Below are 25,898 nucleotides of genomic sequence, written 5' to 3' on the forward strand. Positions count from 1 at the left end.
GGTATGTTTTTAGGTAGAAAAAGTCTGAAAGCGAAGATACAAATTTTTAGTAAGCCGCTAAAGGTTTAAGCTTGTCCTGCAAAGACATGGTGTATTGGTAGCCGATATCGAAAAGTGCCTGCGATTTGGTATAATTCAGCAAACCAAAACCTTTTAACTCCGGCGCTTCAATTAACAGATCACAGTATTTGTAACGTGCCTGCACATTATTGTTAATAGCCAGGTGAAACGTACGTTCGATCATGGTTTTTAACGTGGTTACACGCGCCTGGTGGTTCAACGGATTACAGTGCACGCCAATTACAAAGTCGCATCTGTTCGTCAGGCATTCTACCGGCATGTTGTTCAGCAAGCCGCCATCTAACAGTTGCCTGCCCTGGTATAAAACCGGTTGATAAAGCAAAGGCACGGAACAGGAAGCCAGAAGTGGTTTCATCAGTTTGCCTTCCGAAAAATAAACCACCACACCCTGGTCAATATCTGTAGCTGTAATTACTACTTCATATTTCAGGTTTTCGAAACTGATATCGCCGAGGTATTTCAGCAGCACTTTCTCCACTTCGTCCAGGTTCATTAACCCGAACCGGCTGAAAGCGGGCCGCATTAACCGGCCTACATTGGTTTGCTGAATAATTTTCAGGATCTCTTTCGGGCTGTAGCCGGCACCATAAAAAGCGCTGGCAATGGCCCCGGAACTGGTTCCTGAAAGCACTTCTACCGGAATATGCAATTCGCGGAGCGCCTGCAAAACGCCTAGGTGTGAAATACCACGCGCCGCACCTCCCGAAAACGTTACTCCTACCCGCTGCTGTTTAGGGATCAAAGCTCGGCGAGTTTAAAGGTATTTTCCAGCCGTACGCCTTTTTCCGTTTGCATTACAGTTGCACATTCATTAACCGCATCGTGTTCAAAGAAAAGCACATACTTATCGGCAGCGGCTTTGGTCAGGAAATCTTCTTTTTCAGCCAGCGTGAGTAACGGGCGCGTATCGTAACCCATAACATACGGAATAGGCAAATGCCCAACCGATGGTAGCAGATCGGCCATGAAAACCACGTGCTTGTTTTTATATGGAATTACTGGCAGCATCATTTTATCGGTGTGCCCATCCATATATAAAATATCGAACTGGCTAAACGGCGATGGCGTATCCCGGTTTATGAATTTTAGGTGACCGCTTTCCTGCATAGGCAGAATATTCTCTTTCAGGAAACTGGCTTTTTCGCGCGCATTCGGAATAGTTGCCCACTTCCAGTGATCTTCGTTGCTCCAGTAAGTGGCGTTCGGAAAAACCAGCTCCAAACCCGAACCATCTTTTTTATACCGCACGCCACCGCCGCAATGGTCAAAATGCAAATGCGTCAGAAAAACGTCCGTAATATCTTCGGGTGAAAAACCAGCGTTCTTCAGGGAGCTTTGTAAAGTAGCATCGCCGTGCAGATAATAGTGGCTGAAGAATTTAGCATCCTGCTTATCTCCAATCCCGTTATCGATCAGGATCAGGCGGTCGCCGTCTTCGATCAATAAGCAGCGCATGGACCAGGTACACAAATTATTTTCATCGGCCGGGTTGGTGCGTTGCCATAAAGTTTTCGGCACAACTCCAAACATGGCGCCGCCATCCAGCTTAAAAAATCCGGTATCTATTACGTGCAGGTTCATCTTTCGATTTTTCGTATTTCTGATGTGCGATTCTTCGACTTTTTTATCTGAAAACCATACCGTTTTCAGGTAGAATTTCCTGTAAAAAAGAAGTGGCAATATTTCTCTTCAGAAAAACTGAAAAGGAATATTGCCGTGAAAATTAAATGATCGTGTAGTTTTTATCGATGCCGCCGGCAAGTTCATTCACTACGCCCATGCTCGAGAATTTATCGATGCGCTGCGAAATGCGTTCTTCCGGATCCATAGCTTCGAGTTCGTCTAACGTATCCAGAATTTTCTTCTTCAGCGTCTTTATCATTTTTCCCGGATCGGTGTGCGCGCCGCCAAGCGGTTCTTTAATAATACCGTCTATGAGTTTGTTTTTCATCATATCCGGCGCGGTCAGTTTCAGCGCTTCGGCAGCCTGTTCTTTGTAATTCCAGCTTCTCCATAAAATAGAAGAACAGCTTTCCGGCGAAATAACCGAATACCAGGTATTTTCCAGCATGAACACGCGGTCGCCGATGGCAATACCCAGCGCACCACCAGAAGCACCTTCGCCGATCACAATACAAATTACCGGTACGGTAAGGTTAAACATTTCCTTCAGATTACGGGCAATCGCTTCGCCCTGTCCGCGTTCTTCCGCTTCCAGACCAGGAAATGCGCCCGGAGTATCGATGAGAGTAACGATCGGTTTACCGAATTTTTCGGCCATCAGCATTAAACGCAGCGCTTTTCTATAACCTTCCGGATTCGCCATTCCAAAGTTGCGCAATTGACGCTGCTTGGTATTGCGGCCTTTCTGCTGCCCGATGAACATTACCGTGCGGCCGTCGAGTTCACCAAAACCACCTACCATGGCTTTATCGTCGCTTACATTTCGGTCGCCGTGCAATTCTATAAATTTATCGGCCATGCCTTCAATATAATCCAGGGTATATGGTCGGTCGGCGTGGCGCGAAAGCTGCACACGCTGCCAGCGGGTTAAATTGGCGTAGGTCTCTTTTTTGAGCGTTTTTATTTTATCTTCCAGCGCTTTAACGGCTTCCGAAACGTCAACCTGGCTTTCTTCGGCCAGCTTTTTCATTTCCTGCAATTTGCCTTCAAGGGCGGCTATGGGTTGTTCAAAATCTAAGAGCATATAGTTTTCTCCGTTTTAGTATTACAAAAGTAAAAGATTCCGCGAAGCGAACAGTATTTTTAACCAAATTTCGTAAGGGCTAAAAAATAATTTCTCTGAATATGAACGCTTTAAAAAAACCAGCTGAAAATATTATTACCCAACTATTGCACCGTAAACTTCAACCTTCTACATTTGCATCATCAAAACGGAATAACGCAGCCGAAAACGCTAAGTGAAAACGTTCAGAATTACTGGTCCGGTAGTTCAGTTGGTTAGAATGCCGCCCTGTCACGGCGGAGGTCGCGGGTTCGAGTCCCGTCCGGACCGCTAAAGGCTCTTCAGAAATGAAGGGCTTTTTTCATTTAAAACTATAGCGTTTTTTTAGCTTTTTCTATTTTTATAATTGGGTTAGCCCTTATCCAATATTTTAAGCGATATAAAAAACACTATAAAAAAAGTAATTAGCCCCAAAAGGAAAGGACCTATTAAATTAAAAGCACATAAAACACCATCGCAAGCACCACTATCCCAACCGTTAGCAGATATCCTTATAATGATTAATGCAACTATTAACGCAATTGCGATTGCTTTTATTTTGATGTAATGTCGGTCTGGCTGCATAATTTCATTTAAATAAAACCCAATAAAAGCAAATTTTCTACCTCAGAATCAAGTATTAACGTTTTTTGTAAAAATATTTCTTCCTGAATATTGCATAATTAAAATTAACCTTCTATATTTGCATCATCAAAACGGAATAACGCAGCCGAAAACGCTAAGTGAAAACGTTCAGAATTACTGGTCCGGTAGTTCAGTTGGTTAGAATGCCGCCCTGTCACGGCGGAGGTCGCGGGTTCGAGTCCCGTCCGGACCGCTAAAGGCTCTTCAGAAATGAAGGGCTTTTTTCGTTTATATCTCTTTCTGAATTCTCACGTAAATATTGCCATTCAGTACCTCCAAATCATCCGGAGTAATGTTTTAACAATATTTTTGATTTATTAAATTTTAGTCTGCATCTTTGACAAAAAGCTAAAACTTCCTTATGTATCTCATGTCTTGCTTGCCACAGCTGGTTTATCAGAAAGATGGGCATGAAATTGAGTATTTCGACAAGTATAAGGCCTTGCAATTAAGCTGGTATGGCCACGTAACCAGCGAAACATATATGCATGTGTTAGATGAGATGTTAAGATTGGGAATACAATATCAAACAGAGAACTGGCTGATTGATGCCCGTGATGTAGATTTTATGGAATTGGGCGAAAGGAACTGGACCAGAAACTATTTCAGAAATGAAGTTTTAAAATGCCCTTTAAAAAAAGTGGCGCGCCTGGCCAGCGGCAATTTTGAAAATGAGACCTACATCTCAAGTTTTATTTCCAGCGTTTTGAACGGCATGAACCTGCCTTATAAATTTTGCTACCTCCCAGATGCCAATTCTGCTTTCGAATGGTTTTCAGAAGATGATTGCACAAGTAAGGAGGATTAAAACGGTAGACAAATTGCCTTAAAAACTCATTGTTGCTTTTCTTTGCTTAAATGGCCGTTGTAGCGAATAATCCGCATGATCATATTTAGCAGGAGCGCCTCAATTTTCTCTTCTTCAGTTTTGGGCTCCCGAACCTTCTCTCCTTCTGAGGCGAACGTGATTTTTATAAGCGAAGGCGCTTTCAGTTTCATTTCAACCTGCTCGAGCTGCCACTGATAAACACTGATCTCCATCAGTTCAGAAATATTCTGCTGCCCGTATATTTCTGCGCGGCGGTTTTCCTGTCGAATCGCATCAAGCAATCCCTCCATGTCATGGATATCATTCTGAATGCTTGTAAGAAATGTTAAAATATCGGCCTGCAAAACGCTACTTGACATAGTTTATTTTAATTGACTAACAATAAATTAAAGCCAAATATTCGGATTTAAAAAACTAACGAAATTAACTTCTTTAAGTTATTGGCAATTTGTAAATTCCTGACTATTTGCACTAAGCCTGTGCAACTCCTGTTCTATCGGAAGCGTCATGATTGTGATCAGTGCATCCAGGAAAGGAGTTTTCACAATACTTTTCCGGTGCATTAGGGCCAGCAACCCAACCGGTTCTTCATTAAGGTTATTAAGCGGTGCGCCTATATAACTTTCAATTCCGAGATCAACCAGCATACGGTCTTCCGGAAAACGATTTTGTAACTGAAAAGGAAAACAGCAGATCTCATTCCCAAAAACCTGCTCACAAGGTGTGTTTTCCAGCGCATACTCCACATTGGGAACCACTAGCTTTTCAATTACCATGGTAAGGGTACGAATGGTCTGTTCCTTATTCTTATTTAACCGGCCAATCAGTACATAGTCTACATCCAGCGCATTTGACAGATATAAGGCTACCGCTTCAAAAAAGCAGGGATGAGCTTTCGGGTTATTTACCAACTCTATTGCTTCATTCAGCTTATTCCTTTCAAACTCCGTCCAGGTAGTATATAATAACGCCCCAATCTCCATATCCTACATGCAATATAGCTTTATCAATTCAACTATCAATACCTGTGCACAAAATTTGCGTCGGGTAAATAACATGAAAACTGTTGCCACAATTCCATATTACAACACTTTATCATTTTTGTCATATTTTTTTCACTCCCCGCTTATTATCTCTAATATTTAACGAAAAGCGCTTCTAAAGTCTATAAATAACAAAGAAATCCAGAAGTTTGCTTTGAATTTTAAATTATGATGGGTAAACATTTGTATGAATTTCTTTTAAAAATTCAATGGCGTGTTATTATTCAGAATAATTACTATTTGAAGGCTTTTAACTCAGAAAAAACGGTAGGATTATATAGTTAAAAACTCCACAAGTTCAAACCTTAAAGATGAAGAGATAAATTTTTTCAAATAACACAAGAAATTTATAACGCAAAAATATCCTAAAATTTCAGGAGGGCTTGAATTCACTAAAAGTATTATCTGCGTAAAATAGCACAATTTTAATCACTTTAGCCGGCTCAGTTTTCTGAAAGGTTTTATCAGTTTCAGGAGGAAAATGAATAGGATTTTTCTGGATATCCAGAGGTTTAGGGAGGTCAATTTTCTCTTCTAAAGGAACAAACTCAGTATTTGGCTGCAAGGAAATCTCTGAATGCTTCGCTGCTACTGTTTTTAGCATTTCGCCGTTCCCAAATAAAAGCCACTCCAGGTTAAGCTCCGGAAAAGCAGATCCAACCTTTTGCACAACTTCAAGGCTGGGCTTATTGCGCTCCGAAAAAATATGGCTGATTACAGGGCGCGAAACACCTACCAGATCAGCAAAAGCAGCTGGAGATAAATTAAAATGCGTGGCTATTTTACGCAGGCGGTCTATCAAAAGTGAAAATTTATAAGCGTACTTGTTGTAAATTTAAAGATAAACAAAAGTTTGTTGCTAGAGAAGCCTTACTTAAAACAAATCATTACTTACATTTATTAAACGCTTCATGTAGCAGTATTCACAACCCTCACTTTTAGTCATTTATATCAATAATTAAAATTCCCACAAAGAACTATTTACAATTGTTTTACAAATGTTAATCAAAGTTTACATCTGTAAAACAATTGTAAACTGGCTTCTTTTAGTCTAATCTGCTTGAAAAAAGTAATTGAATATAGAATTTGAGTTCTAAGTAGTAGAAAAGCTTAAATAAAGATGACATAGACAATGTGTCAGTTTACTTGCAGGTATAGTAATTATAAATTTTCCTGCTTTCAGCCAGATCAGCTACATACTTCTGAACTTAGAGTATTAATTGAATTCTTAACTTATAAAGAAATATTCAAGTAGCCGAATATTTAACAGAATCAGAAGCCTAGTTCGGCATTATCTGAACTTTTCAACCAAATCAAATTTTTATTATTTGTAATATCTATAGGATCACGATTCATAATTACATCAATTGTTATTTCGCTAAAATTTATTACTCTACTAATTAAACAAAAAAAAGCCTGAACCGCGATCAAGCGGTTCAGGCTTTTAATATTACAATTGGCTCCTTAATTAAAATATTCGTTTTTCAGATCCTTATCATGCCCGTATAGATCTTTCCGGAAATGAACGTTGCCATCGGCATCGGCCCAGCTGGTAAAGTAAACAATGTAAACCGGTACTTTTTCTTTCAAGTTTACCCATTGCTCTTCACGTGCGTTCATTGCTTCTTCAATTTTAGATTCATTCCAACCCGGTTTATTTTTCAGCAGATAGTTAGCTAGTTTGGCTGGTTGCTCTAAACGTATACAACCGTGGCTGAAACCGCGTTCGGTTTGGCTGAAAAGTTTATCGAACGGAGTATCGTGCAGGTAAACATTATATTCGTTTGGAAACATAAACTTCACCAAGCCTAAAGAATTTTTTGGTCCCGGGCGCTGCCTGATCAGGTATTTAAACGTTTTTCCGTTTACATTGGCCCAATCTATGGAAGAAGGTGAAATACGCTGCAGGTTTTTACCAGAACCGCTTACAATTTCCATATCCTGGCTGGCTATGAAATTTGGGTTGCGCAGCATGGCTGGCTTTACTTCGTTTTCTAAGATCGATGCAGGCACGTTCCAATAGGGCGAAAATACCACGTATTCGAGTTTGTCGCTGAAGATCGGGGTTGAGTTCAGGGTTTTACCCACCACAACTTTCATATTCAGAGCTTCTTTATCGTTTTCGTAAACCCGCAGCATGTATTCAGGAATATTTACCAGGATATATTTGTCCCCGAATCGTTTTGGGATCCAGCGCCAGCGCTCCATATTAATGATGATCTGCTCGATCCGGTCATCAATGCTTACGTTCATGGCTTTCAGAGTCTCTCCTCCTACCACACCATCTACCGCCAGACCGTTTATTTCCTGAAACTTACGAACCAGCTGGTCTAAACTTTCATCAAAAACGGTATCGGTTTTGGCTGAAAAACTACTGGCTTTGGCAGGATCGTATTCTAACAGCAATCGTTTTCTTACGTTATTTACTACAGGAGATTGGTCGCCGAGTTTTAGGTTCTTTACTTCCGGAATTTGCGGCCACGGTCCTTTAGATTGCATTTCCCGGTATCTTTTAAGAGCCGTTCTTAAATGCTTGTAATCTTCGTGCAGCGGAGCAAATTCGTAATATGGGTAACGGCTTTCGCGTTCCTTTAAAATAGTTTGCAGCGCTTTATTCAGCTTTATCTTGTTTCTTTTTACGCGCCAGCTAATGCCCTCGGTTTTGCGTGGGTTTACAATACCACGGTAAAAATCTGAACCGTAATTGAAATAAGAGGCTGTAAGCGCTACGTCAATTTCCTGCTGTTTTTTGAGGCGTTCGGCTTCGTTGCGGGTATCTTCATAATCTTTGAACATTTTCCGGTAATCCATGAACTGGTAATCTTTCGGGTTCAGGGCTTCTTCTTCGGCGCGACCGATAAAATCTAATAAACTGTTGGCCTGCGGTACCAGTTTTCCATTTTTGAACCAACCTAATTTCCAGCCACGGTCGCGATAGAAAACGCGTACAAGTTTTTCGTGCTCTTTAAATTCCGGGTGCTTCTTTACATAATCAATCACCTGCACGCTATCTAACTGAGCAAGTTGGGCGGTTGACCGGGAAGAATCGGTTTGCTGTGATTCTGATGAATCAGAACCTTGTCCGGAGTTTTTATTACAGGCGAAATTCGAAAATAAGATAAGGTTAAAAAGCAGGATTAGCCTGACTTTGCTGAGGTAATTCATAAATGCTTACGGATAGTTGAAGTTCAGTTTCTAGTGTTTTAAGCTGCGGTATAATTGCTTTTCTGAAGTATAGTCTTTTGCTAATTATTACTTCTATCTCTATAAAAATGTTCGGCTGATTATAGAACTGCGCTTTGTTTACGATTAAAGCCTTAGTTTTTACCGGAAAAACCATAGCGTTTTATAGGTTAAATTCTATATTGAAAACAAATCATGGCATTCATTTCTTGGCAGGAATTATTCCGGAAGCTTTTTTTTAAATATATTGCCGCGAAACCAGAACCCGACCGTATGACTTACCGCACTTCGCTCGTGCTTTTTGCAGCTGTGGCCCTATTGCAAGCCGGTGGCTGTTATTCCAAAAAAACTAAAGAAGATATGACGACTACTCAAACCAAAGATCAGGCTGTGGAAGCAAGCCACGATTCGCATAGTTATTCTAACCCGGAAGCCATTGCTGTTTCGCATTTAGACCTGGATATTGAAGTACTTTTCGACCAGAAAACTTTGCGTGGCACTGCCACCTTAAACCTGAACAGAAAACAGCAAAGCAATAACCTGATCCTGGATGCGCGCGATTTGAAAATTCTAAAGGTAACCGATTCAGGAAGTAATGCGGAACTGCCGTTTAAGCTGGGAGAAAATAAGGAAGTATTTGGGCAACCGCTGGAAATAACGCTGAAACCGGAAACCAAAAGCGTAACGATCCAATACGAAACGTCGCCGGAAGCTGCTGCTTTGCAGTGGCTCAACCCGCAGCAAACTGCCGGAAAAGTTTATCCGTTCATGTTTACGCAATCGCAGGCAATTTTAGCCCGCACCTGGATCCCGTGCCAGGATAGCCCGGGAGTTCGTTTTACCTATAATGCCAAAGTAAAAGTTCCAAAGGAAATGCTGGCGCTGATGAGTGCCGAAAATCCGGTACAAAAATCTGCCGATGGCGTTTACACTTTTAAAATGGATCAACCAATTCCGTCGTATTTAATGGCTTTATCGGTTGGTGATCTGGCATTTAAAAACCTGGGCGACCGCACCGGTATTTATGCTGAACCAGTTTCGTTGGAAGCTGCCGCTTATGAGTTTGCAGAGCTGGAGAAAATGCTGGTTACCGCTGAAAAACTTTACGGGAAATACCGCTGGAACCGCTACGATCTGCTTTTGCTGCCTCCAAGTTTCCCGTTCGGTGGTATGGAAAACCCGCGAATTACTTTCCTTACGCCAACCATTATTGCCAAAGACCGCTCACTTACGAGTTTGGTAGCGCATGAACTGGCCCACTCCTGGTCAGGAAATTTAGTTACGAATGCTACCTGGAACGATTTCTGGCTGAACGAAGGCTTTACTGTTTATTTCGAACGCCGCATTATGGAAGCCATGTACGGAAAAGATTATGCCGATATGCTGAAGGTTTTAGGCATGCAGGATCTGAACCGTACCTTGGATGAACTTGGCGCCGACCAGCCAGATACCCGTTTGAAACTGGATCTGGAAGGCCGCGATCCGGACGATGGCTTAACCGATATTGCGTATGAAAAGGGTAATTATTTCCTGCTGAATATTGAAAATGCCGTAGGCCGCGAAAAATTCGATGCTTTCCTGAATGGCTATTTCCAGAAATTCGCTTTTCAGACCATGACCACCGATGCGTTTGTGAAATATCTGGAAGCCGAACTGATAAAACACGACCCGGAACTAGCACAGAAAATAAACTACGAAGCCTGGATCTTTAAGCCCGGAATTCCGAAGAATGCAATAAAGGTAAATTCGGTGCGGTTTGAGAAAGTAGAAAAAGCCGCTACCGATTGGAAAAATGGCAAGCCGGCCTCGCAAATAGCAACCAAAGAATGGTCGAGCCACGAATGGCTGCATTTCCTGCGCGCGTTACCTGCCACATTATCGTCTGATCAAATGCAGGAACTGGATAAGACTTTCAATTTCACGAATTCCGGAAATTCAGAGATCCTGGCGGCCTGGCTTGAGATCGCGGTAAAAAACAATTACGAACCGGCAGATAAAGCCCTTGAGAATTTCCTGATACATGTTGGTCGCCGCAAATTCCTGATTCCGCTTTACAAAGCCTTACTCGCAACACCAAACGGTAAAGAAAAAGCTAAAGCAATTTATGCCAAAGCCCGTCCGAATTATCATGCGGTAGCAACCAGCACCATCGATGAGTTTTTGAAGGAAAAATAATAGCGTTTTTGCGCTCACCATAATACCAAACCGGCTGGCAATTGTCAGCCGGTTTTTTTGTGCCAAAGCATAGGTTTTTTTTCACTATTCAATGCTTTACTAATTCAGGTTTTTCAAGTCACTTCTAAAATTATGGCGGAATTATTCCGGAAAGGTGCGCTTTCATAAAACTCAATTTTTGTTTTGCGTATATAGTTTCAAAATTAACCTTGCGCATGACTTTATTTCCCAAAGGCAAACTGATCGCGATTGGCGGCAACGAAGATAAAGGTTCTTACCCAAATCCGCGCGCCAAACGTTTTTATAAACTGAACTTCTTTGAACTCGGCATTTTGAAACGCTTTATGCTGGAAATGCACCAGGAATGTCCACGCATTGAAGTAATAACTACTGCTTCCATGATTCCGGAAGAAGTTGGCGAACGTTATTTAAGTGCTTTTTCGTTGCTGAACTGCGAGAATGTGGGTTTAATGCACATTGGCTCTGAAGAAGCTGCCCAGGAACCGGAATACTTGGAACGTTTGAAAGCTGCTGACGGTGTATTGTTCAGTGGCGGTGACCAATCGCGCATTACGCAAATGTTTTTAGGCACTAAATTCCTGGAAACGCTGAAACACCGCTATAATACCGAAGAGAATTTTATAATTGGGGGAACCAGCGCCGGCGCTATGGCTATGTCGCGGATCATGATCCGGGGCGGCAGCGTACCAAATTCTTTGATGAAAGGTTCGGTTAAAATTGGCGAAGGTCTAAGTTTGCAGAATAACGTGATCATCGATTCGCACTTTGTGAAACGCGGTCGATTTGGCCGATTAATTGAAGCTGTAGCCCTGCACAATAATCTGATAGGTATTGGTTTAGGGGAAGATACCGGCGTATTGATTACGAAAGGTCACTTTATTGAAACCATTGGCTCGAATCTGGTAGTGATAATAGACGGACATAATATAGAACACAACAATGCTCCCACTGCCGATAAAGGCACGCCGCTTTCCATCGAAAACATTGAATTGCACGTGTTGGCAAAAGGAAATGTGTACGACATTAATACCCGCGAATTCTATTACGATTATGAGCAGCATCTGGAATGGAAAAAATCGCAGCAAACAGCCAAAACAGAACCGGTTATAAAGCCAGAAACTGAAACAGAAACCTATCAAACACCTCCTGAAGACCGCCTGTGATCAGTCTTTGTAAATTGCGATGAAAGCAGGCTCGTTGTTCAGGCAGGAAGCACGATACATACCTTCTGAATTGAAAGGCAGCGCAATATTTCCCTGCCGATCGACAGCGATCAAACCGCCTTCTCCGCCAAATTTTACCAGCTTGTCGTTCACTACCAATTTACACGCTTCCTGGAGAGAGAGACCACGGTATTCCATCAGGCAGGAAACATCGTAGGCTACAATAGCCCGCATAAAAAACTCCCCATGACCGGTGCAGGAAACTGCGCATGTAGCATTATTCGCGTATGTACCGGCTCCGATAATGGGCGTATCGCCGATACGGTTGAAATTTTTATTTGTCATGCCTCCGGTTGAAGTTGCCGCTGCCACATTTCCGGCCTGATCTAATGCTACAGCCCCAACTGTTCCGAATTTTTTATCGTGATGATGTGGCGGATGATCCTGATGCTTTTTTATGATTTCTTCAGATATTTCTTCTGTATGATCGAGCTGGTAAATATCGGTATCGCGGATTTCCTGCCATTGATCATAGCGCAACTGGTTAAAGAAATAAGATTCTGGCTCAAATTCCAGGTTATGTAATCTCGCAAATTCTTCGGCTCCGGGGTAGCTTAAAAAAACGTGGTCGGAATGCGTCATTACATAGCGCGCCAGTTTTATCGGGTTTTTTACATTGCGTAAACCACTTACAGCACCAGCCATCAGATCGGCGCCATTCATTATAGAAGCATCCATTTCATGAATGCCTTGTTTGGTAAATACGCAGCCCTTACCAGCATTGAAAAGATCGCAGTTCTCTAAGTAAACTACAGTAGCTTCTACGGCTTCCAAAGCAGAACTTCCGGCAGCCAGCAAAGCCCGCCCTGTTTCAAGGGCGTTTTCCAGTTCCTGCAGATAGCGTTTTTCATTTTCGGCAGACATGAGCTGGCGGGTTATGGTGCCGGCTCCGCCGTGTAAGGCAAGGGCAAAAGTATTCATAAACAGTTTTTCGGGGTGAATCTATAGCGTTTTTCCGCTTACGCATAAAGCTTTTGAAGGTAACGGCAAGGCAGAAAAAAAAATTGATTTTTCAAATTTCATACAGAAAAGACCCGGTAAACCGTAAGAAATTCAGGCTGAAAGTATTAAGAAAAAAATATTGAGAAGTGTGCTTTTTGAGGTGCCAATATGGAATTATTAAGGCCTTTTTTTCGTATATTTGTAGATACAAGATATATTAAATAATTATAATTACAGTATTATGGCTTACGACGCCCAAGGTAAATTACACGAGATTTTCGACGAACAGCAGGTAAGTGAGAAATTCAAAAAGCGCGAATTTGTGCTGGAGATTCCGGATGGTGCTTATACTCAATTTATAAAATTCCAGTTAACGCAGGACAAATGCAACCTGCTGGATCAGTACAATGTTGGCGATGAAGTGAAAGTTGCTTTTAACCTTTCTGGTAAGCCATTCACTAAAAACGGTACTACCATGTACTTCACCAACCTAGGCGCATGGCGTATTGAACCAGCCGGTGCTCCGCAGGCTGGTGGACAGCAGCGTGCAGCAGCTCCGCAGGCAGCCGCTTCTACTTTCGCGATGGACGAAGCTGATAACGACCTGCCTTTCTAAGCAGAAAGCAACATATATTTTTGAAATGCGGGCTGAAAGGTCCGCATTTTTTGTTTAGCGCCGCGGGTGCGCTTTGCGGTAACCCACTACCAAAATAATGATCCAGACCGGGAAAAAAGCGGTGCAGATCGATGCGAAATAAGGATCTACCGTAAAGAATAAAACGAAATACAAAAGCAGGTTAATAACCAGGCCGGCAATTCCAATTACATAATAAGGGTTTCGTTTTTTCATAGCTTCAACCAATTTGAACTACAGTTTCAACGTAGAACACCTGAACCGGTTCTGTGCAGGAATTTGAATATGGTAATTCCTTGAATGAAGTAGTAATAAATACTTTTTCAGGCTAAAACCCTACCGTTTTTTCTTCCGTTCGGTACATTATAAATTACAGCAATTGCTGAAATAAATTATTCATTGCTACGGCATCTCGAAATATGTTCGATCCGGAAAAAAATTCCACACAAAGCTTAACCAATAAAATTGCGGTTGTAACTGGTGCCAGTTCGGGCATTGGTAAAGTTACAGCGCGTGAACTGGCCCGGCTTGGCGCACACGTAATTATGGTTTGCCGCAACCAGGAAAAAGGCGAAAAAAGCAGACAGGAAATTATTGCGAAAACTGGTAATCAGAACGTAACCCTTTTACTGGCAGATCTGAGCTTAATGCAGGAAACCCGGCGCGTGGCAGAAGAAATAAACCACCTGATTCCAAAGCTCGATATTCTGATCAATAATGCCGGGATGATGCCCGGAAAACGCGAAGAAACTGCCGAAGGGTTTGAGCTTTCCTGGGCTACCAATTATCTGTCGGTGTTTTTGTTTACTAATCTCCTGCTCGATAAACTGTTGGCTGCATATTCGGCCCGGATCATTAATGTATCTTCGGAAGTGCACCGGCTTGGATATATCAATTTGCAGGAAATGCATAAACCGGGAAAATACAGCTCCATTACTGCATACGCCGATAGCAAACTTGCCACCATTATGTTTACTTATGAACTCGCGCGCCGCCTCGAACTAACTGGCATTACGGTAAACTGTCTGCACCCGGGTGTTGTTGCTACAAATGTTACGGGGCAAGCACACACCGCCATGAAATACTTGTTCATGCTCGGGCGGCCCTTTATGCGTTCGCCGGCAAAAGGCGCGGAAACTACTTTATACCTGGCAACTTCGCCTGATTTAACCGGAGTAAGCGGTTTGTATTACAAAAATAAAAAAGCAGTGCGCTCTTCGGGCCAAAGTTACAACCCGGCCATTGCGCGGCGCTTATGGTTATTATCTGAAAAGCAGACCGGTTTTCAAGCATAATAAATCTGGCTACTGCTTTAAACAGCAAACATGAAAGAACTACAGCTACTTATTTCCGGAGGCGAAAGCGATACGCTTGATTTTAAAAAACGTATCAGGCAGGCTGATCGCATTGCCCGCACGGTGGCTTCCTTTGCGAATACGCGCGGCGGCATTATTCTGGTTGGCGTAATGGATAACGGGGAAATTTCAGGCATAGATCCGGAGGAAGAAAAACATACTTTGGAACAAGCTGCTAATCTTTATTGCAAACCACCGGTTAAAGTCTTTTTTAAAGAACTGGAAGATGAAGATGGAAAGACCGTGCTGAAAGTTGTGATTCCGGAAAGTGCTGAAAAACCGCATCTGGTTAAAATAAACGAAGGCGACTGGCGTATTTACCTGCGGGTAAAAGACGAAACGGTACAAAAGAGCCAAATGGCTGAAAAAGTGCTGAAAAATGAGGCTACCGAAAAAATGCTCCCGGTTTTCGACGAACAGGAAATTGCTCTGCTCGACTTTTTGAAACAATACCAACGCATTACGCAGAAACAATTCATGAAACTGGTAAATGTTTCGCAACGGCAGGCTTATCATATTCTGGTCAGAATGGTATTACAAGGCTCGATCCGGCTGCACAACAAGGAAAAAGAAGATTATTATACCCTTCGATAAAGTTTAAATTCAAAGCGAATCAATATTTCTTACCTTTACGCAGTCCAACTATATCAGAAAAGCGAAACGAATATGAATAATACTTTTGGGAAAAATATAATCCCGGAAAATGATGAGGAACGCTTAGCTGCACTTCGTAACTATAAAAAAGTGGACTTTCAGGTTGATAACCACTTTAATAAAATTGCCCGGCTGGCCGCCAAGATCTTTAATATGCCTATTGCTTTAATTGCGTTTGTAGATAAAGAAGAAGTTCTTTTTAAAGCAAATGTGGGCATGGAAGGAACCGATACCGTGAGCCGGGGCATTAGCCTCTGTTCGCTGGCGGTGCTGGATGAGGACGTAACCGTTTTTGACAGACCTTTGGAAGAAGCCTGTTTGCTTTCTAATCCTTTGGTTACCGGTCAGTTTGGGTTAAGATTTTACGCCGGCGCACCGCTCAAAACCCGGGACGGGTATAATATCGGCACCTTATGCATTGTAGATAAAAAGCAACGCTATATTACCGAAGCGCAAAAATCTATTCTTCAGGATCTGGCTTCCATTACGATGGACCAGCTGGATTGCCGCCTGGCGTTGCTGGAACGAACTGTAACTAACTGATGTCGTTAAAATTTTATAAAAGAAAAAGCCTTTGATTTACATCAAAGGCTTTTTCTTTTTAGCAGATAGCGAATATTAATCGTATTTCTTGGCGTTTTTCTTTTCCTGTTTTGCAGCTTTCTTTTCCTTTTCGGTTTTAGCCGGTTTCTTTTTGTCTTCCTTGCGGGCGTCTGTTCCTTTAGCCATCACTATTAAAATTTAGGTTTAAAATTCCGTTACAAAGGTAAACTTCAAATTAAAGAAATTATTGCTGGAAAACCGACATGCATAACTGTCATTTGGTTATTTTTTTCAATTGCACGGATTAATTAAACGCAAAAAAAAACGCTATAGTTTTAGGCTGAAAAACCGGTACAAAATTTCCTTAAAAAGAGCGAAAATTAAAACTTTCGTTTTCAGCGATTTACCATTTTTTTCACATTTTATTCAGAAAATATAGCGTTTTAACTATTCAGATTCTGTAACTGTGCGTACAAATAGTAACCGGAATTTCCATAAAAGCCGGTTGCAAAACGAAGTCAGGCAAATTAGCTACTATTCTAAACCAATCTGATCCGATGACTGAAAAACAGAAAGCAAAACTGAAAAAAATGTTCGTGCTCGATACATCTGTGATTCTTTATGACCACAGCGCTGTAGAACATTTCGGGCCCCACGATGTAGCCATTCCGATTACCGTGCTCGAAGAGCTCGATAACTTTAAGAAAGGCAACGACATTAAAAATTTTGAAGCCCGCGAATTCATCCGGTATATCGACGAACTATCTTCTTCGAGCCGTTTGCAGGAATGGATCCCGCTTGGCGGCAAAGATAAAGGCCGTTTCCGGGTGCTCATGAGCCATGCATCGGAAATTGACGCCGAAAAGGTTTTTGGAGAAGAAAAAGCGGATCATAAGATCCTGAATTCGGCTTTACAATTGCAGCAGGAAAATCCGAAATGCCTGGTTATTCTGGTTTCGAAAGATATAAATCTGCGTCTGAAAGCCCGTTCGCTGAATTTAATTGCTGAAGATTACGAAACGGGTAAAATTCAGAATGTTTCATCGCTTTACACCGGCATAGACGAATTACATAATGTGAGCGATGAAGCCATTGGCGAACTGTACGAAAAAGGCAGTTGCGACAGCAGCCGTATTCTGCAAAATCCGCCTGCAGATAATCATTACTTTATTCTGCGCGGCTCAAACAGTTCTATTCTGGCATATTTTAATCCGGAACAGAAACGCATAGAACGGGTAGATAAGATGATGTCTTATGGCATAAAACCGCGCAACGCCGAACAAACTTTTGCCATGCACGCCATTATGAATCCGGCGGTAAAACTGGTTACCATTCAGGGCATTGCCGGTACCGGTAAAACGCTTTTGGCTTTAGCCGGAGCGCTGGAACAACGCCGCAACTTCTGGCAAATTTACTTAGCCCGACCAATCGTTCCGCTCAGCAATAAAGATATTGGTTACCTGCCCGGCGATATAAAAAGCAAACTTAATCCTTACATGGAACCGCTCTGGGACAACCTGAAATTCATTCAGAACCAGTATTCAGAAAACAGCAAGGAAGCGAGTAAACTTAAGGAAATGGTGGAGCAGGAAAAACTCATGATCGTGCCTTTGGCCTATATCCGCGGACGAAGTATTTCAAATGTGATCTTTATTGTAGATGAAGCCCAGAACTTAACGCCGCACGAAGTAAAAACCATTATTTCCCGCGCCGGCGAAAACACCAAGATCATCTTCACCGGCGACATTTTCCAGATCGATACGCCTTATCTCGATACGCAAAGTAACGGCCTCTCCTATCTGATCGATAAAGCGAAAAACCACAAACTCTACGCGCATATTACCTTACAAAAAGGCGAACGTTCTGATCTGGCAAACCTGGCGAATGAACTTTTATAAAGTGGAAATTTGAAAGAGAGTAAAATTTATATTTAACATATTTCTCACACTCATTACATTTTATAAATACTCTCAATTAAAAAAGCAGCGCTGAAATTTATCAGCACTGCTTTTTTGCTTCCAAAGCATAGCGTTTTTACAAAGTAACTTCCTGCTTTAAATAGCGGCTTTGAATAATATCCATGTGATGGTTTTCGTGCGCAGCAATGACCCAGGCTAATGAACGAACATTATACGTGGCGTTATTAGCTTTACCGAAACTATCAACCATTTCCGGGCTGAAGCTTTTGAAAAGCATAATAGTTGATTGACGTTGCAAACGATATTCAGCAATAATATTAGCCAGTTTCCGGCGGTTCGCATCAGAATTCCGGGCATAATCGTCTTCACTGAAACCTGGCAGCATAGCTTGCTCATTTCTGGCAAAACACAAAGCGCGGAAAGCCATAATGCGTTCCGTATCGAGCATATGCTGCAGCAATTCTTTTAAGCTCCATTTTCCTTCTGCGTAGCCTTTTTCGGTTTCGGCTTCTTCCAGGTTATCGAATAAACGTAGCAGATCTTCGCATTGGGTTTCCAGCAAAGCTAAAATATCAGTTTCCGGCAGGCGCTTCAGGTAGGTTTCAAAATAGGCCGGATATTCGTTCGGGGCGGGTTTGTGGAGATTGTTCATGATTAAAACGGTAGGGTTTTTGGGTTAAAAAGTGCTTAGCAAAGTAAACGTTATTTCAGAAATTTACTTGTGCTTTTTTTGCTTTTTTACTCTCGCTAAAAACCACACTCTTTCTTAAACTAACATATTTTTAAATAATTCTTCAGCGAAAACGCTATGGTTTTGGGGTCAAAAAGTCACAGCGTAGCCGGATGTTTTTCTAAACCGCCACGCTTCGTCATTTTTGCTTAACTTCGTCTTTTAAATCTTAATCACTACGAATGAAAAAGAAAACCATTCTGGTCCGGTTGCTGGCTTTGCTTTTGCTTGCGCCCTTAACCGGCCGCGCTGACGAAGGCATGTGGCTGCCGCTGCTGCTCAAACAACTGAACGAAAGCGACATGCAGAAACGCGGTCTGAAACTTTCGGCCGAAGATATTTACAGCATCAACAAAACCAGTCTGAAAGACGCCATCGTTTTATTTGGCGGCGGCTGCACCGGCGAAATGATCTCCGGTGAAGGACTTTTGCTTACCAACCACCACTGCGGCTACAGCCAGATCCAGAGCCACAGTTCTGTAAAACAAGATTACCTGACAAACGGTTTCTGGGCCATGAACCGCTCCGAAGAATTACCGAATCCAGGCTTAACCGCAACTTTCATTGTAAGAATGGAAGACGTAACGGCGCAGGTTTTAAAAGATATTCCGGCTAATTTACCGGAAGCTGAGCGCGAGAAAAAAGTGCAGGCAAACATTGCAGGCATTGAAAAAACAGCTGTTACCGGCACGCATTACAAAGCCCAGATCAAGCCTTATTTCTATGGCACCGAATATTACATGTTCATCACCGAAACCTTTACCGACGTTCGTTTGGTAGGCGCGCCACCTTCTGCAATCGGTAAATTTGGTGGCGACACCGATAACTGGATGTGGCCACGCCATACCGGTGACTTTTCGGTTTTCCGCGTTTATGCCGGCCCGGATAACAAACCAGCCGCTTACGCTGCCGAAAATAAACCTTATAAACCGAAACATTTCCTGCCAATTTCCCTGAAACCGATCAAGGAAACTGACTTTACCATGGTTTTCGGTTTCCCGGGCCGCACCACGGAATACCTGCCTTCTTATGCAATTAAAGAAATTTATGAAGTTTCGAATCCGGCTAAAATTGCGATCCGCGAAACCAAACTGAATATCCTGGACAAGCACATGAAAGCTTCCGATGAAGTTCGGATTCAGTACGCCGCCAAATATGCCAGCATCAGCAACTATCACAAAAAATGGATCGGCGAAAATCGCGGATTAAAAAAACTGAATGCCGTTGCTAAAAAACAGGAACTCGAACAACAATTCACAACTTGGGTTAATGCGTCGCCGGAAAGAAAAGCCAAATATGGCACTGTACTTTCTGAGTTCGAGAAAAATTACAACAGCCTGAACGGCATTACGCTTTCGCGCGATTATTTTATAGAAGCCGCTTTGGGCGTGGAGCTGATCAGTTATGCGCAGAACTACGTGGCTTTGGTAGATCTTATTAAAAACAAAGCGCCGCAAGCCGATATTGAAAAGCAACTGAAAAACCTGGGCAATTACGCAGGCTTTTTCAAAAACTACAACCTTGCAACCGATAAAGAAGTTTTCGCGGCGCTGCTGGAAATGTATTACAAAAATGTAGATTCTAAATTCCAGCCGGAATATTTCCGCACGACCGTTGAGAAAAAGTACAAAGGCAACTTTAAGAAATTCGCTGAAGATGTTTACGCGCAATCGTTTATGGTTTCACCGGAAAAAATTAAAACGGCATTGCCTAAAATTTCGGCAACCAATACCAAGCTGATCGAAAAAGACCCGGCTTATTTACTGGCTCGCGCTTTTACAGACAACTACCGCGCTAAAATTATGCCTACTTACGTAACTGCTTCCGATGCCAACACGCTGACGAACCGCTTATTTGTAACCGGCCTGCGCGAAATGCAAACCGATAAAAAATTCTATCCGGATGCAAATTCTACCTTGCGTGTTGCTTATGGTCAGGTTATGGGTTACGAGCCAATGGATGGCGTAAAATACGATTATTACACAACGCTGGAAGGTTTAATGGAAAAAGCCGACCCGACGAATGTAGATTTCCAGGTGCCGCAAAAACTGATCGACTTGTATAACGCAAAAGATTACGGCGATTATGCGGTGAACGGCGAAATGCCGATCGCGTTTGTGGCAACCAATCATACTACCGGCGGTAACTCCGGAAGCCCGGTAATTAACGCCAACGGCGAACTGATCGGTACCAACTTCGACCGCGCCTGGGAAAGCACCATGAGCGATATTATGTACGATCCGGACCGCGTACGCAATATTGTGCTGGATGCGCATTATACGCTTTTCATCATCGATAAATTTGCCGGAGCCGGCCATCTGATCAAAGAAATGAACATTGTGCGCGAAGTAACACCGTTACCAATGCTCGAGAACGATGTGGATCCGCAATCGGAAATGAAAATCGAAAAATCGGAGAAAAAGAAAAACAAAAAGAACAAATCGAAAACCAAACTGAAAGCCGCCTAAAAACGGTATCGTTTCAATCAAAAAAAGTCGTGCCCGATGATCAGGCACGACTTTTTTATTGGATTTTGATAGCGCTTCAGAATTGTTTTTTCAAACTAAAACCAACTCCCATTTCCTGGGTTTCTGTTGGGAAACTGTAAACGTTCCAGCTTACTTTTTTCTCCGAAACCGGTACCGTTTTATCAGCAAGCAAATTCCAGACACTCAATATTATCGTGGAAGTTCCCAAACCAATATTCAACATCGAAAGTGCTTTTTTAGCTTCATTCGTTTCCGGATACCTCCCCATACCACTGTAGTAATCTTTCTCAAAATTAGCCGCCCCCAGAATTACCGAGCCTGCGCCCGCAGCCAAACCCAATACCGGCACAATTTTATTATCCGAGCCTTGTGCGATCTGTATCAGGTTTACCGCATTCAGCGACAGATTAGCACCGCCCAAAACTGCCGAAGGCAAGCCATAACCATTTGAAATATAGTTGTAATTGTAGCTCGGTGGTGCTCCATAAGCCGGTTGAATCATCGCACATTCTTCCAACGTTAATCCCGAACTTTCAACCCAAGCTAGTAGTTCCGGCGTTTTCATATCGAAGATCCGATCGTATTGATGCGCTGCATTTATTTTTTCAGCAAGTTGGCGGCCGGCCGTTTGTTCGATCAAAAAACCAACTGCGCAAATATTCCCATCTTTATCAATAAAGCAAGGTCGCCTTTCCCCTGGATGATCATAGTTTTTCGGAAATAAGCCTGCTCCAATATAAGCGTGTAATTGATCTAGCAATGATGCGCGCCTTCGTTTTAATTCTTCCGGTAAATGTGCAGTCTCTCTTTTCCTTAGGATCTTCTCAACGTAAGTCAGATGCGTTTGAATGCGTTCTTTTTCACTTAAATATTCCGGAATCACCCCATACTTTTCAATTAAACTGATGTCTCCCAGCACGGCATTTATTGTCTGGTTCGAATCAGTCGGAGTTTGCTTATGGTTGGTAAACAATGCTAGTGCAAGCAGGAAAAGGCAACAGGATATTACAGCTTTTTTCATCGATGATTTGAGTTGTTTCCAGTATGACTTTACCCAAACCTATTCCGTTGCATTAATTTTTTCCGCGCGCCGCTTTTTCAATTGCATCCCAGTTTTCCGAAGGTATCTGGTCTAATCCGTTAAACTCGCCTGCACCGTAAAGCCATTCACCGCCATCGATTGTAACGACTTCACCGTTCACAAAAGCTGCAAAATCCGAAACCAGGTAAGCTGCCAGGTTAGCCAGTTCCTGATGATGCCCGAACCTTCCAACCGGAATACGCTTCACCGGATCAACAATTTCAGCTACATCCGCGGGAAACAAACGGCTCCACGCACCTTCCGTCGGAAAAGGCCCTGGTGCAATTGCGTTCATTCTTATGCCGTATTTCGCCCACTCCGAAGCCAGCGAACGCGTTAAAGCCAGCACGCCAGCCTTGGCGCAAGCCGATGGTACTACATAACCAGAGCCGGTCCAGGCATACGTGGTAACGATATTTAAAACAGCTCCCGCTTTCTTATTTTCGATCCATTTCTTGCCTATAGCCAGCGTACAATTATAACTGCCTTTTAAAACGATATCAGTAATAATATCAAACGCTTTCGCACTTAATCGTTCTGTCGGGCTGATAAAATTTCCGGCCGCATTGTTCACCAATACATCGGGAATCCCGAATTTCGAAATCGCCGCTTCCAGCATTTTTTCTACCTCCACGTATTTTCGAACGTCGCAGGCAATTGGTAGAATTTCGCCTTTGGTTTCTTCCGCCAATTCTTTGGCAGTAGTTTCCAACACATCTATTTTCCGGCTGGCTATAATTACTTTGGCGCCTAATTGCAGAAAATATTTTGCCATGGAACGGCCCAGACCGGTGCCACCGCCGGTAATCAGGATCACTTTATTTTGCAGCGCGTTGTCACGCAGCATCGGTTCGGTATAATGCATCGCTAATTTTTTAAAGTAAATTTCAAGTTAAAAATGTTTTGCCAAAACGGTAGGGTTTCTGACCTAAAAAGTAGAGCAAATCTAAAAAAGCGCAAAGGAATATAAATGCGTAAATTTGCCACACACAATTTCAGATGACAGCAAAAAAAATCAGCATTTTAGGTTGCGGCTGGCTCGGATTACCTTTAGCCGAAGCTTTTGTGCGGCAAGGCTACGAAGTTCACGGCTCTACTACAACACCGGAAAAGTTAACCCTACTCGCTGAAAAGCAGATCCTGCCCTATCAAATCGAGTTGAATACGTTGGAACTGAAGCCGGAAAATCAGCTGTTTTTCGATAATGAGATCCTGATCGTGAATATTCCGCCCAAACGAAATTCCGGCAACAACTACGCGCAACAAATAAATAACCTGCAACAAGCTTTACTGCGTTCCACTGTTAAAAAAGTGATCTTCGTAAGTTCAACCAGCGTTTATCAACCGGCTTTAGAAGAAATTACCGAAGCAAGTACACTAGATCATGAAAATGCAAAAGAACTGCTGGAAGCTGAAAGTATCATTGCTAACGATGGAAATCCGTGGCAAACTACTATTATCCGTTTCGCGGGTTTGTTTGGTTCAGGGCGTGCCCCGGGTCGTTTCATTGCCGGGAAAACCGATCTTCCGGATCCCGAAGCGCCGGTAAATTTCATCCATTTGGAGGATTGCATACAGATCATTCAGGAGATTGTGAAGCAGGAAAAGTGGAAGGAAATTTTTAATGCCTGTGCAGATGAACATCCAAGTCGCAAAGTTTTTTATACTGAAGCGGCGCGTAAATTACAATTTCCCGCACCAACGTTCGAAGCAAAAAAGGTAGGAAAAAAGCCTGAAAAACTGATCAGTAACCAAAAATTAAAAGAAACTTTACATTACAAATTCACTTTCCCGGATCCGTTAAAAGCACTTTGATCATTAATAAAACGGTATCTTTTTCAGCTCAAAAACTCAATATATGGCGCAAACAATTGCAGTGATCGGTGGTGGTGCCGCCGGATTTTTCGGGGCCATAACCTGCGCGCAGCAGAACTCGCAAAATCAGGTGATCTTATTTGAAAAAACCGGCAAACTACTCAGCAAAGTATTGGTTTCCGGTGGCGGCCGCTGCAACGTTACGCATCATTGCTTTAACCCGAACGAGCTGATAAAATTTTACCCGCGCGGCAGCAAACAACTCAAAAAACCTTTCCAGGAATTTGGCGCCCAGAATACTGTAAACTGGTTCGAAAAACGTGGCGTTCAACTCAAAACCGAAGCCGACGGCCGCATGTTTCCCATAACCGATAATTCCGAAACTATTGCCAATTGCCTGCTCCGCGAAGCTAAAAATGCTTCCGTAGAAATTTTAACGCACACCGATATTTCCGAAATAGTAAAGCTGGAAAACGGCACTTTTGAACTGTGCAGCGCGAAAGGAAAAACCTGTAAAGCAGACAAAATATTAGTTACGACCGGCGGCCAGAACAAACCCGAAAATTACGAATGGCTTAAAGCATTAGGCCATAAAATAGAAAAACCGGTTCCTTCGCTATTTACTTTTAACGTGCCGGGCTCTTATCTGAAAGAATTAATGGGCATTTCAGTGCCGCGCGCCATTGTAAAAATTTCCGGTCAGAAACTGGAAAGCGATGGACCTCTTTTGATCACGCATTGGGGTTTCAGCGGACCAGCTATTTTGCGTTTATCGGCTTGGGGCGCAAGAATTTTAAATGAACTGAATTACCATTTCAATATCAGCATCAATTGGGTTCCTGATTTCACGGAAGAAACGCTCCGGGCTAAACTACTTTCCTACAAATCGATCCACGGCAAAAAGATCATCAGCAGCAATCCGTTTTTTGGTTTACCGCAGCGCCTCTGGAAAATTTTTACCGACCAGGCCGGTATTTCTGCCGAACTGCGCTGGCTCGATGTTTCAAACAAAAACCTGAATAAACTACTGGAAACTTTATTACGCGGCAACTTTGAAGTCCGAGGCAAAACTACATTTAAGGAAGAATTTGTAACCTGCGGCGGCGTATCGCTTTCTGAAGTAAATATGCAAACCCTGGAAAGCCGCCACGTTAAAGGCCTATATTTCGCTGGGGAAGTGCTAGATATTGACGGCATTACCGGCGGTTTCAATTTTCAGGCGGCCTGGACAACCGGTTTTCTGGCCGGTAAAAGCATGGCCCAGGAACAATAATTCCAGCTCAATTTCCAGCGATAACATTTTCAGGGTTTTATAAGTACAATGAGGCTGTATATGGTTCCAAAATTTATAGACTATGAATAATCAAAATGAAATTGTTTCGGTATTACACCACCTGATAGACCGTTGTAAAGACGGTTCGAAAGGATTTTTCACCGCTTCTGAAGATGTGGATGATCCGCAACTAAAGGACATGTTCAAGAAATTCTCGGTGCAACGCGACGGTATGATCACCCAATTGCAGGATGAATTGCATAAAATGGGAAAATCCGATGCAGAAAGCGGCTCTATTGAAGGGAAAGTGCACCGCGCCTGGATCGATCTTTCTTCGGCGCTGGCCAGCAAAGACCGCAAAAGAATACTGGAAGAATGCGAACGTGGAGAAGATTACGCGGTTTCAGCTTACGAGAAAGCCTTAAAAGCAGACTTGCCGGCAAATCTTCACCAGATCGTAGAGCAGCAGTACCAGCAAGTAAAACAAACCCACGACCAGGTACGCAACCTGCGCGATCAGGCAAAATCTGCTTAAAAA

The 25,898-nt window shown here is 42.7% G+C and carries 26 protein-coding genes and 2 tRNA genes; 14 read left to right on the forward strand and 14 right to left on the reverse strand.

Annotated features, from left to right (window positions below):
• Positions 1 to 46 precede the first annotated feature (46 nt).
• From ACFPIB_RS06630 to ACFPIB_RS06640, 3 genes are all read right to left on the reverse strand, one after another.
• The gene (locus ACFPIB_RS06630; RefSeq protein ID WP_378016647.1) at positions 47 to 823 is read right to left on the reverse strand and encodes a patatin-like phospholipase family protein; all 777 of its coding nucleotides are present in this window, start codon (positions 821 to 823) and stop codon (positions 47 to 49) included.
• Complete coding sequence (locus ACFPIB_RS06635; RefSeq protein ID WP_378016648.1) at positions 820 to 1,662, reverse strand: MBL fold metallo-hydrolase; 843 nt, start codon at positions 1,660 to 1,662, stop codon at positions 820 to 822. The genes ACFPIB_RS06630 and ACFPIB_RS06635 overlap by 4 nt, the downstream gene beginning before the upstream one ends.
• 142 nt (positions 1,663 to 1,804) lie before the next feature.
• Positions 1,805 to 2,788 carry an acetyl-CoA carboxylase carboxyltransferase subunit alpha gene (locus ACFPIB_RS06640; RefSeq protein WP_378016649.1) on the reverse strand — a complete coding sequence of 328 codons (984 nt, stop codon included), beginning with the start codon at positions 2,786 to 2,788 and terminating at the stop codon, positions 1,805 to 1,807.
• Between the two features lie 235 nt (positions 2,789 to 3,023).
• Here ACFPIB_RS06640 and ACFPIB_RS06645 point away from each other — a divergent pair.
• Positions 3,024 to 3,097 (forward strand) — tRNA-Asp (locus tag ACFPIB_RS06645).
• Between the two features lie 81 nt (positions 3,098 to 3,178).
• Here the strand turns inward: ACFPIB_RS06645 and ACFPIB_RS06650 are convergent.
• Entirely contained in the window at positions 3,179 to 3,391 is a 213-nt protein-coding gene (locus ACFPIB_RS06650) for a hypothetical protein (protein WP_378016650.1), read from the reverse strand.
• A 179-nt stretch (positions 3,392 to 3,570) separates the two neighbouring features.
• On the opposite strand from ACFPIB_RS06650, the gene ACFPIB_RS06655 reads away from it, so the two are divergent.
• Positions 3,571 to 3,644, forward strand: a tRNA-Asp gene (locus ACFPIB_RS06655).
• Positions 3,645 to 3,812: 168 nt separating this feature from the next.
• On the forward strand, positions 3,813 to 4,259 hold the full coding sequence (locus ACFPIB_RS06660) for a hypothetical protein (RefSeq protein WP_378016651.1): 447 nt from the start codon (positions 3,813 to 3,815) through the stop codon (positions 4,257 to 4,259).
• Between the two features lie 26 nt (positions 4,260 to 4,285).
• On the opposite strand, the gene ACFPIB_RS06665 is transcribed toward ACFPIB_RS06660, so the two are convergent.
• The 5 genes from ACFPIB_RS06665 to ACFPIB_RS06685 form a co-directional block, all read right to left on the reverse strand.
• Positions 4,286 to 4,639: a hypothetical protein gene (locus ACFPIB_RS06665; RefSeq protein ID WP_378016652.1), complete on the reverse strand. Its 354-nt coding sequence runs from the start codon at positions 4,637 to 4,639 to the stop codon at positions 4,286 to 4,288.
• Between the two features lie 78 nt (positions 4,640 to 4,717).
• On the reverse strand, positions 4,718 to 5,263 hold the full coding sequence (locus ACFPIB_RS06670; RefSeq protein WP_378016653.1) for a GAF domain-containing protein: 546 nt from the start codon (positions 5,261 to 5,263) through the stop codon (positions 4,718 to 4,720).
• A 433-nt stretch (positions 5,264 to 5,696) separates the two neighbouring features.
• On the reverse strand, positions 5,697 to 6,125 hold the full coding sequence (locus tag ACFPIB_RS06675; protein WP_378016654.1) for a helix-turn-helix transcriptional regulator: 429 nt from the start codon (positions 6,123 to 6,125) through the stop codon (positions 5,697 to 5,699).
• 662 nt (positions 6,126 to 6,787) lie between these two features.
• Positions 6,788 to 8,488, reverse strand: coding sequence for a L,D-transpeptidase family protein (locus ACFPIB_RS06680; protein WP_378016655.1), 1,701 nt, complete (start codon positions 8,486 to 8,488; stop codon positions 6,788 to 6,790).
• Positions 8,448 to 8,663 carry a hypothetical protein gene (locus ACFPIB_RS06685; protein WP_378016656.1) on the reverse strand — a complete coding sequence of 72 codons (216 nt, stop codon included), beginning with the start codon at positions 8,661 to 8,663 and terminating at the stop codon, positions 8,448 to 8,450. The genes ACFPIB_RS06680 and ACFPIB_RS06685 overlap by 41 nt, the downstream gene beginning before the upstream one ends.
• A 38-nt stretch (positions 8,664 to 8,701) precedes the next feature.
• Between ACFPIB_RS06685 and ACFPIB_RS06690 the strand changes: the two genes are divergently transcribed.
• Positions 8,702 to 10,681 carry a M1 family metallopeptidase gene (locus ACFPIB_RS06690; protein WP_378016657.1) on the forward strand — a complete coding sequence of 660 codons (1,980 nt, stop codon included), beginning with the start codon at positions 8,702 to 8,704 and terminating at the stop codon, positions 10,679 to 10,681.
• A 215-nt stretch (positions 10,682 to 10,896) separates the two neighbouring features.
• Positions 10,897 to 11,865, forward strand: coding sequence for a cyanophycinase (locus ACFPIB_RS06695; protein ID WP_378016658.1), 969 nt, complete (start codon positions 10,897 to 10,899; stop codon positions 11,863 to 11,865).
• On the opposite strand, the gene ACFPIB_RS06700 is transcribed toward ACFPIB_RS06695, so the two are convergent.
• The gene (locus ACFPIB_RS06700; RefSeq protein WP_378016659.1) at positions 11,866 to 12,846 is read right to left on the reverse strand and encodes an isoaspartyl peptidase/L-asparaginase family protein; all 981 of its coding nucleotides are present in this window, start codon (positions 12,844 to 12,846) and stop codon (positions 11,866 to 11,868) included.
• Positions 12,847 to 13,108: 262 nt separating this feature from the next.
• Between ACFPIB_RS06700 and ACFPIB_RS06705 the strand changes: the two genes are divergently transcribed.
• Positions 13,109 to 13,483, forward strand: a complete 375-nt coding sequence (locus tag ACFPIB_RS06705) for a DUF3127 domain-containing protein (RefSeq protein ID WP_378016660.1) — start codon at positions 13,109 to 13,111, stop codon at positions 13,481 to 13,483.
• Positions 13,484 to 13,537: 54 nt separating this feature from the next.
• On the opposite strand, the gene ACFPIB_RS06710 is transcribed toward ACFPIB_RS06705, so the two are convergent.
• The gene (locus tag ACFPIB_RS06710) at positions 13,538 to 13,717 is read right to left on the reverse strand and encodes a hypothetical protein (protein WP_378016661.1); all 180 of its coding nucleotides are present in this window, start codon (positions 13,715 to 13,717) and stop codon (positions 13,538 to 13,540) included.
• 203 nt (positions 13,718 to 13,920) lie between these two features.
• On the opposite strand from ACFPIB_RS06710, the gene ACFPIB_RS06715 reads away from it, so the two are divergent.
• The 4 genes from ACFPIB_RS06715 (at position 13,921) to ACFPIB_RS06730 (ending at position 17,951) form a co-directional block, all read left to right on the forward strand.
• Positions 13,921 to 14,796: an SDR family oxidoreductase gene (locus tag ACFPIB_RS06715; protein WP_378016662.1), complete on the forward strand. Its 876-nt coding sequence runs from the start codon at positions 13,921 to 13,923 to the stop codon at positions 14,794 to 14,796.
• A 30-nt stretch (positions 14,797 to 14,826) separates the two neighbouring features.
• Positions 14,827 to 15,450 (forward strand): AlbA family DNA-binding domain-containing protein, encoded by a 624-nt coding sequence (locus ACFPIB_RS06720; RefSeq protein ID WP_378016663.1) that lies wholly within the window; start codon positions 14,827 to 14,829, stop codon positions 15,448 to 15,450.
• A gap of 72 nt (positions 15,451 to 15,522) precedes the next feature.
• Positions 15,523 to 16,053 (forward strand): GAF domain-containing protein, encoded by a 531-nt coding sequence (locus ACFPIB_RS06725; RefSeq protein ID WP_378016664.1) that lies wholly within the window; start codon positions 15,523 to 15,525, stop codon positions 16,051 to 16,053.
• A 557-nt stretch (positions 16,054 to 16,610) separates the two neighbouring features.
• Positions 16,611 to 17,951 (forward strand): PhoH family protein, encoded by a 1,341-nt coding sequence (locus ACFPIB_RS06730; RefSeq protein WP_378016665.1) that lies wholly within the window; start codon positions 16,611 to 16,613, stop codon positions 17,949 to 17,951.
• 136 nt (positions 17,952 to 18,087) lie between these two features.
• Here the strand turns inward: ACFPIB_RS06730 and ACFPIB_RS06735 are convergent, their stop codons facing one another.
• Complete coding sequence (locus ACFPIB_RS06735; RefSeq protein WP_378016666.1) at positions 18,088 to 18,624, reverse strand: DinB family protein; 537 nt, start codon at positions 18,622 to 18,624, stop codon at positions 18,088 to 18,090.
• 260 nt (positions 18,625 to 18,884) lie between these two features.
• Here ACFPIB_RS06735 and ACFPIB_RS06740 point away from each other — a divergent pair, with 260 nt between their 5' ends.
• The gene (locus ACFPIB_RS06740) at positions 18,885 to 21,170 is read left to right on the forward strand and encodes a S46 family peptidase (RefSeq protein ID WP_378016667.1); all 2,286 of its coding nucleotides are present in this window, start codon (positions 18,885 to 18,887) and stop codon (positions 21,168 to 21,170) included.
• Between the two features lie 76 nt (positions 21,171 to 21,246).
• Here the strand turns inward: ACFPIB_RS06740 and ACFPIB_RS06745 are convergent, their stop codons facing one another.
• Together ACFPIB_RS06745 and ACFPIB_RS06750 are read right to left on the reverse strand one after the other, a co-directional pair.
• Positions 21,247 to 22,212, reverse strand: coding sequence for a hypothetical protein (locus ACFPIB_RS06745; RefSeq protein WP_378016668.1), 966 nt, complete (start codon positions 22,210 to 22,212; stop codon positions 21,247 to 21,249).
• A gap of 52 nt (positions 22,213 to 22,264) precedes the next feature.
• Positions 22,265 to 23,137 (reverse strand): SDR family oxidoreductase, encoded by an 873-nt coding sequence (locus ACFPIB_RS06750; RefSeq protein WP_378016669.1) that lies wholly within the window; start codon positions 23,135 to 23,137, stop codon positions 22,265 to 22,267.
• 134 nt (positions 23,138 to 23,271) lie between these two features.
• Between ACFPIB_RS06750 and ACFPIB_RS06755 the strand changes: the two genes are divergently transcribed.
• The 3 genes from ACFPIB_RS06755 (at position 23,272) to ACFPIB_RS06765 (ending at position 25,895) form a co-directional block, all read left to right on the forward strand.
• Positions 23,272 to 24,087, forward strand: a complete 816-nt coding sequence (locus ACFPIB_RS06755) for an SDR family oxidoreductase (RefSeq protein WP_378016670.1) — start codon at positions 23,272 to 23,274, stop codon at positions 24,085 to 24,087.
• Between the two features lie 43 nt (positions 24,088 to 24,130).
• Complete coding sequence (locus tag ACFPIB_RS06760) at positions 24,131 to 25,360, forward strand: BaiN/RdsA family NAD(P)/FAD-dependent oxidoreductase (protein ID WP_378016671.1); 1,230 nt, start codon at positions 24,131 to 24,133, stop codon at positions 25,358 to 25,360.
• Between the two features lie 82 nt (positions 25,361 to 25,442).
• Positions 25,443 to 25,895: a ferritin-like domain-containing protein gene (locus ACFPIB_RS06765; protein ID WP_378016672.1), complete on the forward strand. Its 453-nt coding sequence runs from the start codon at positions 25,443 to 25,445 to the stop codon at positions 25,893 to 25,895.
• Positions 25,896 to 25,898: the final 3 nt, after the last annotated feature.

Source organism: Adhaeribacter terreus, from assembly GCF_042657365.1.
Lineage (GTDB): Bacteria > Bacteroidota > Bacteroidia > Cytophagales > Hymenobacteraceae > Adhaeribacter_A > Adhaeribacter_A terreus.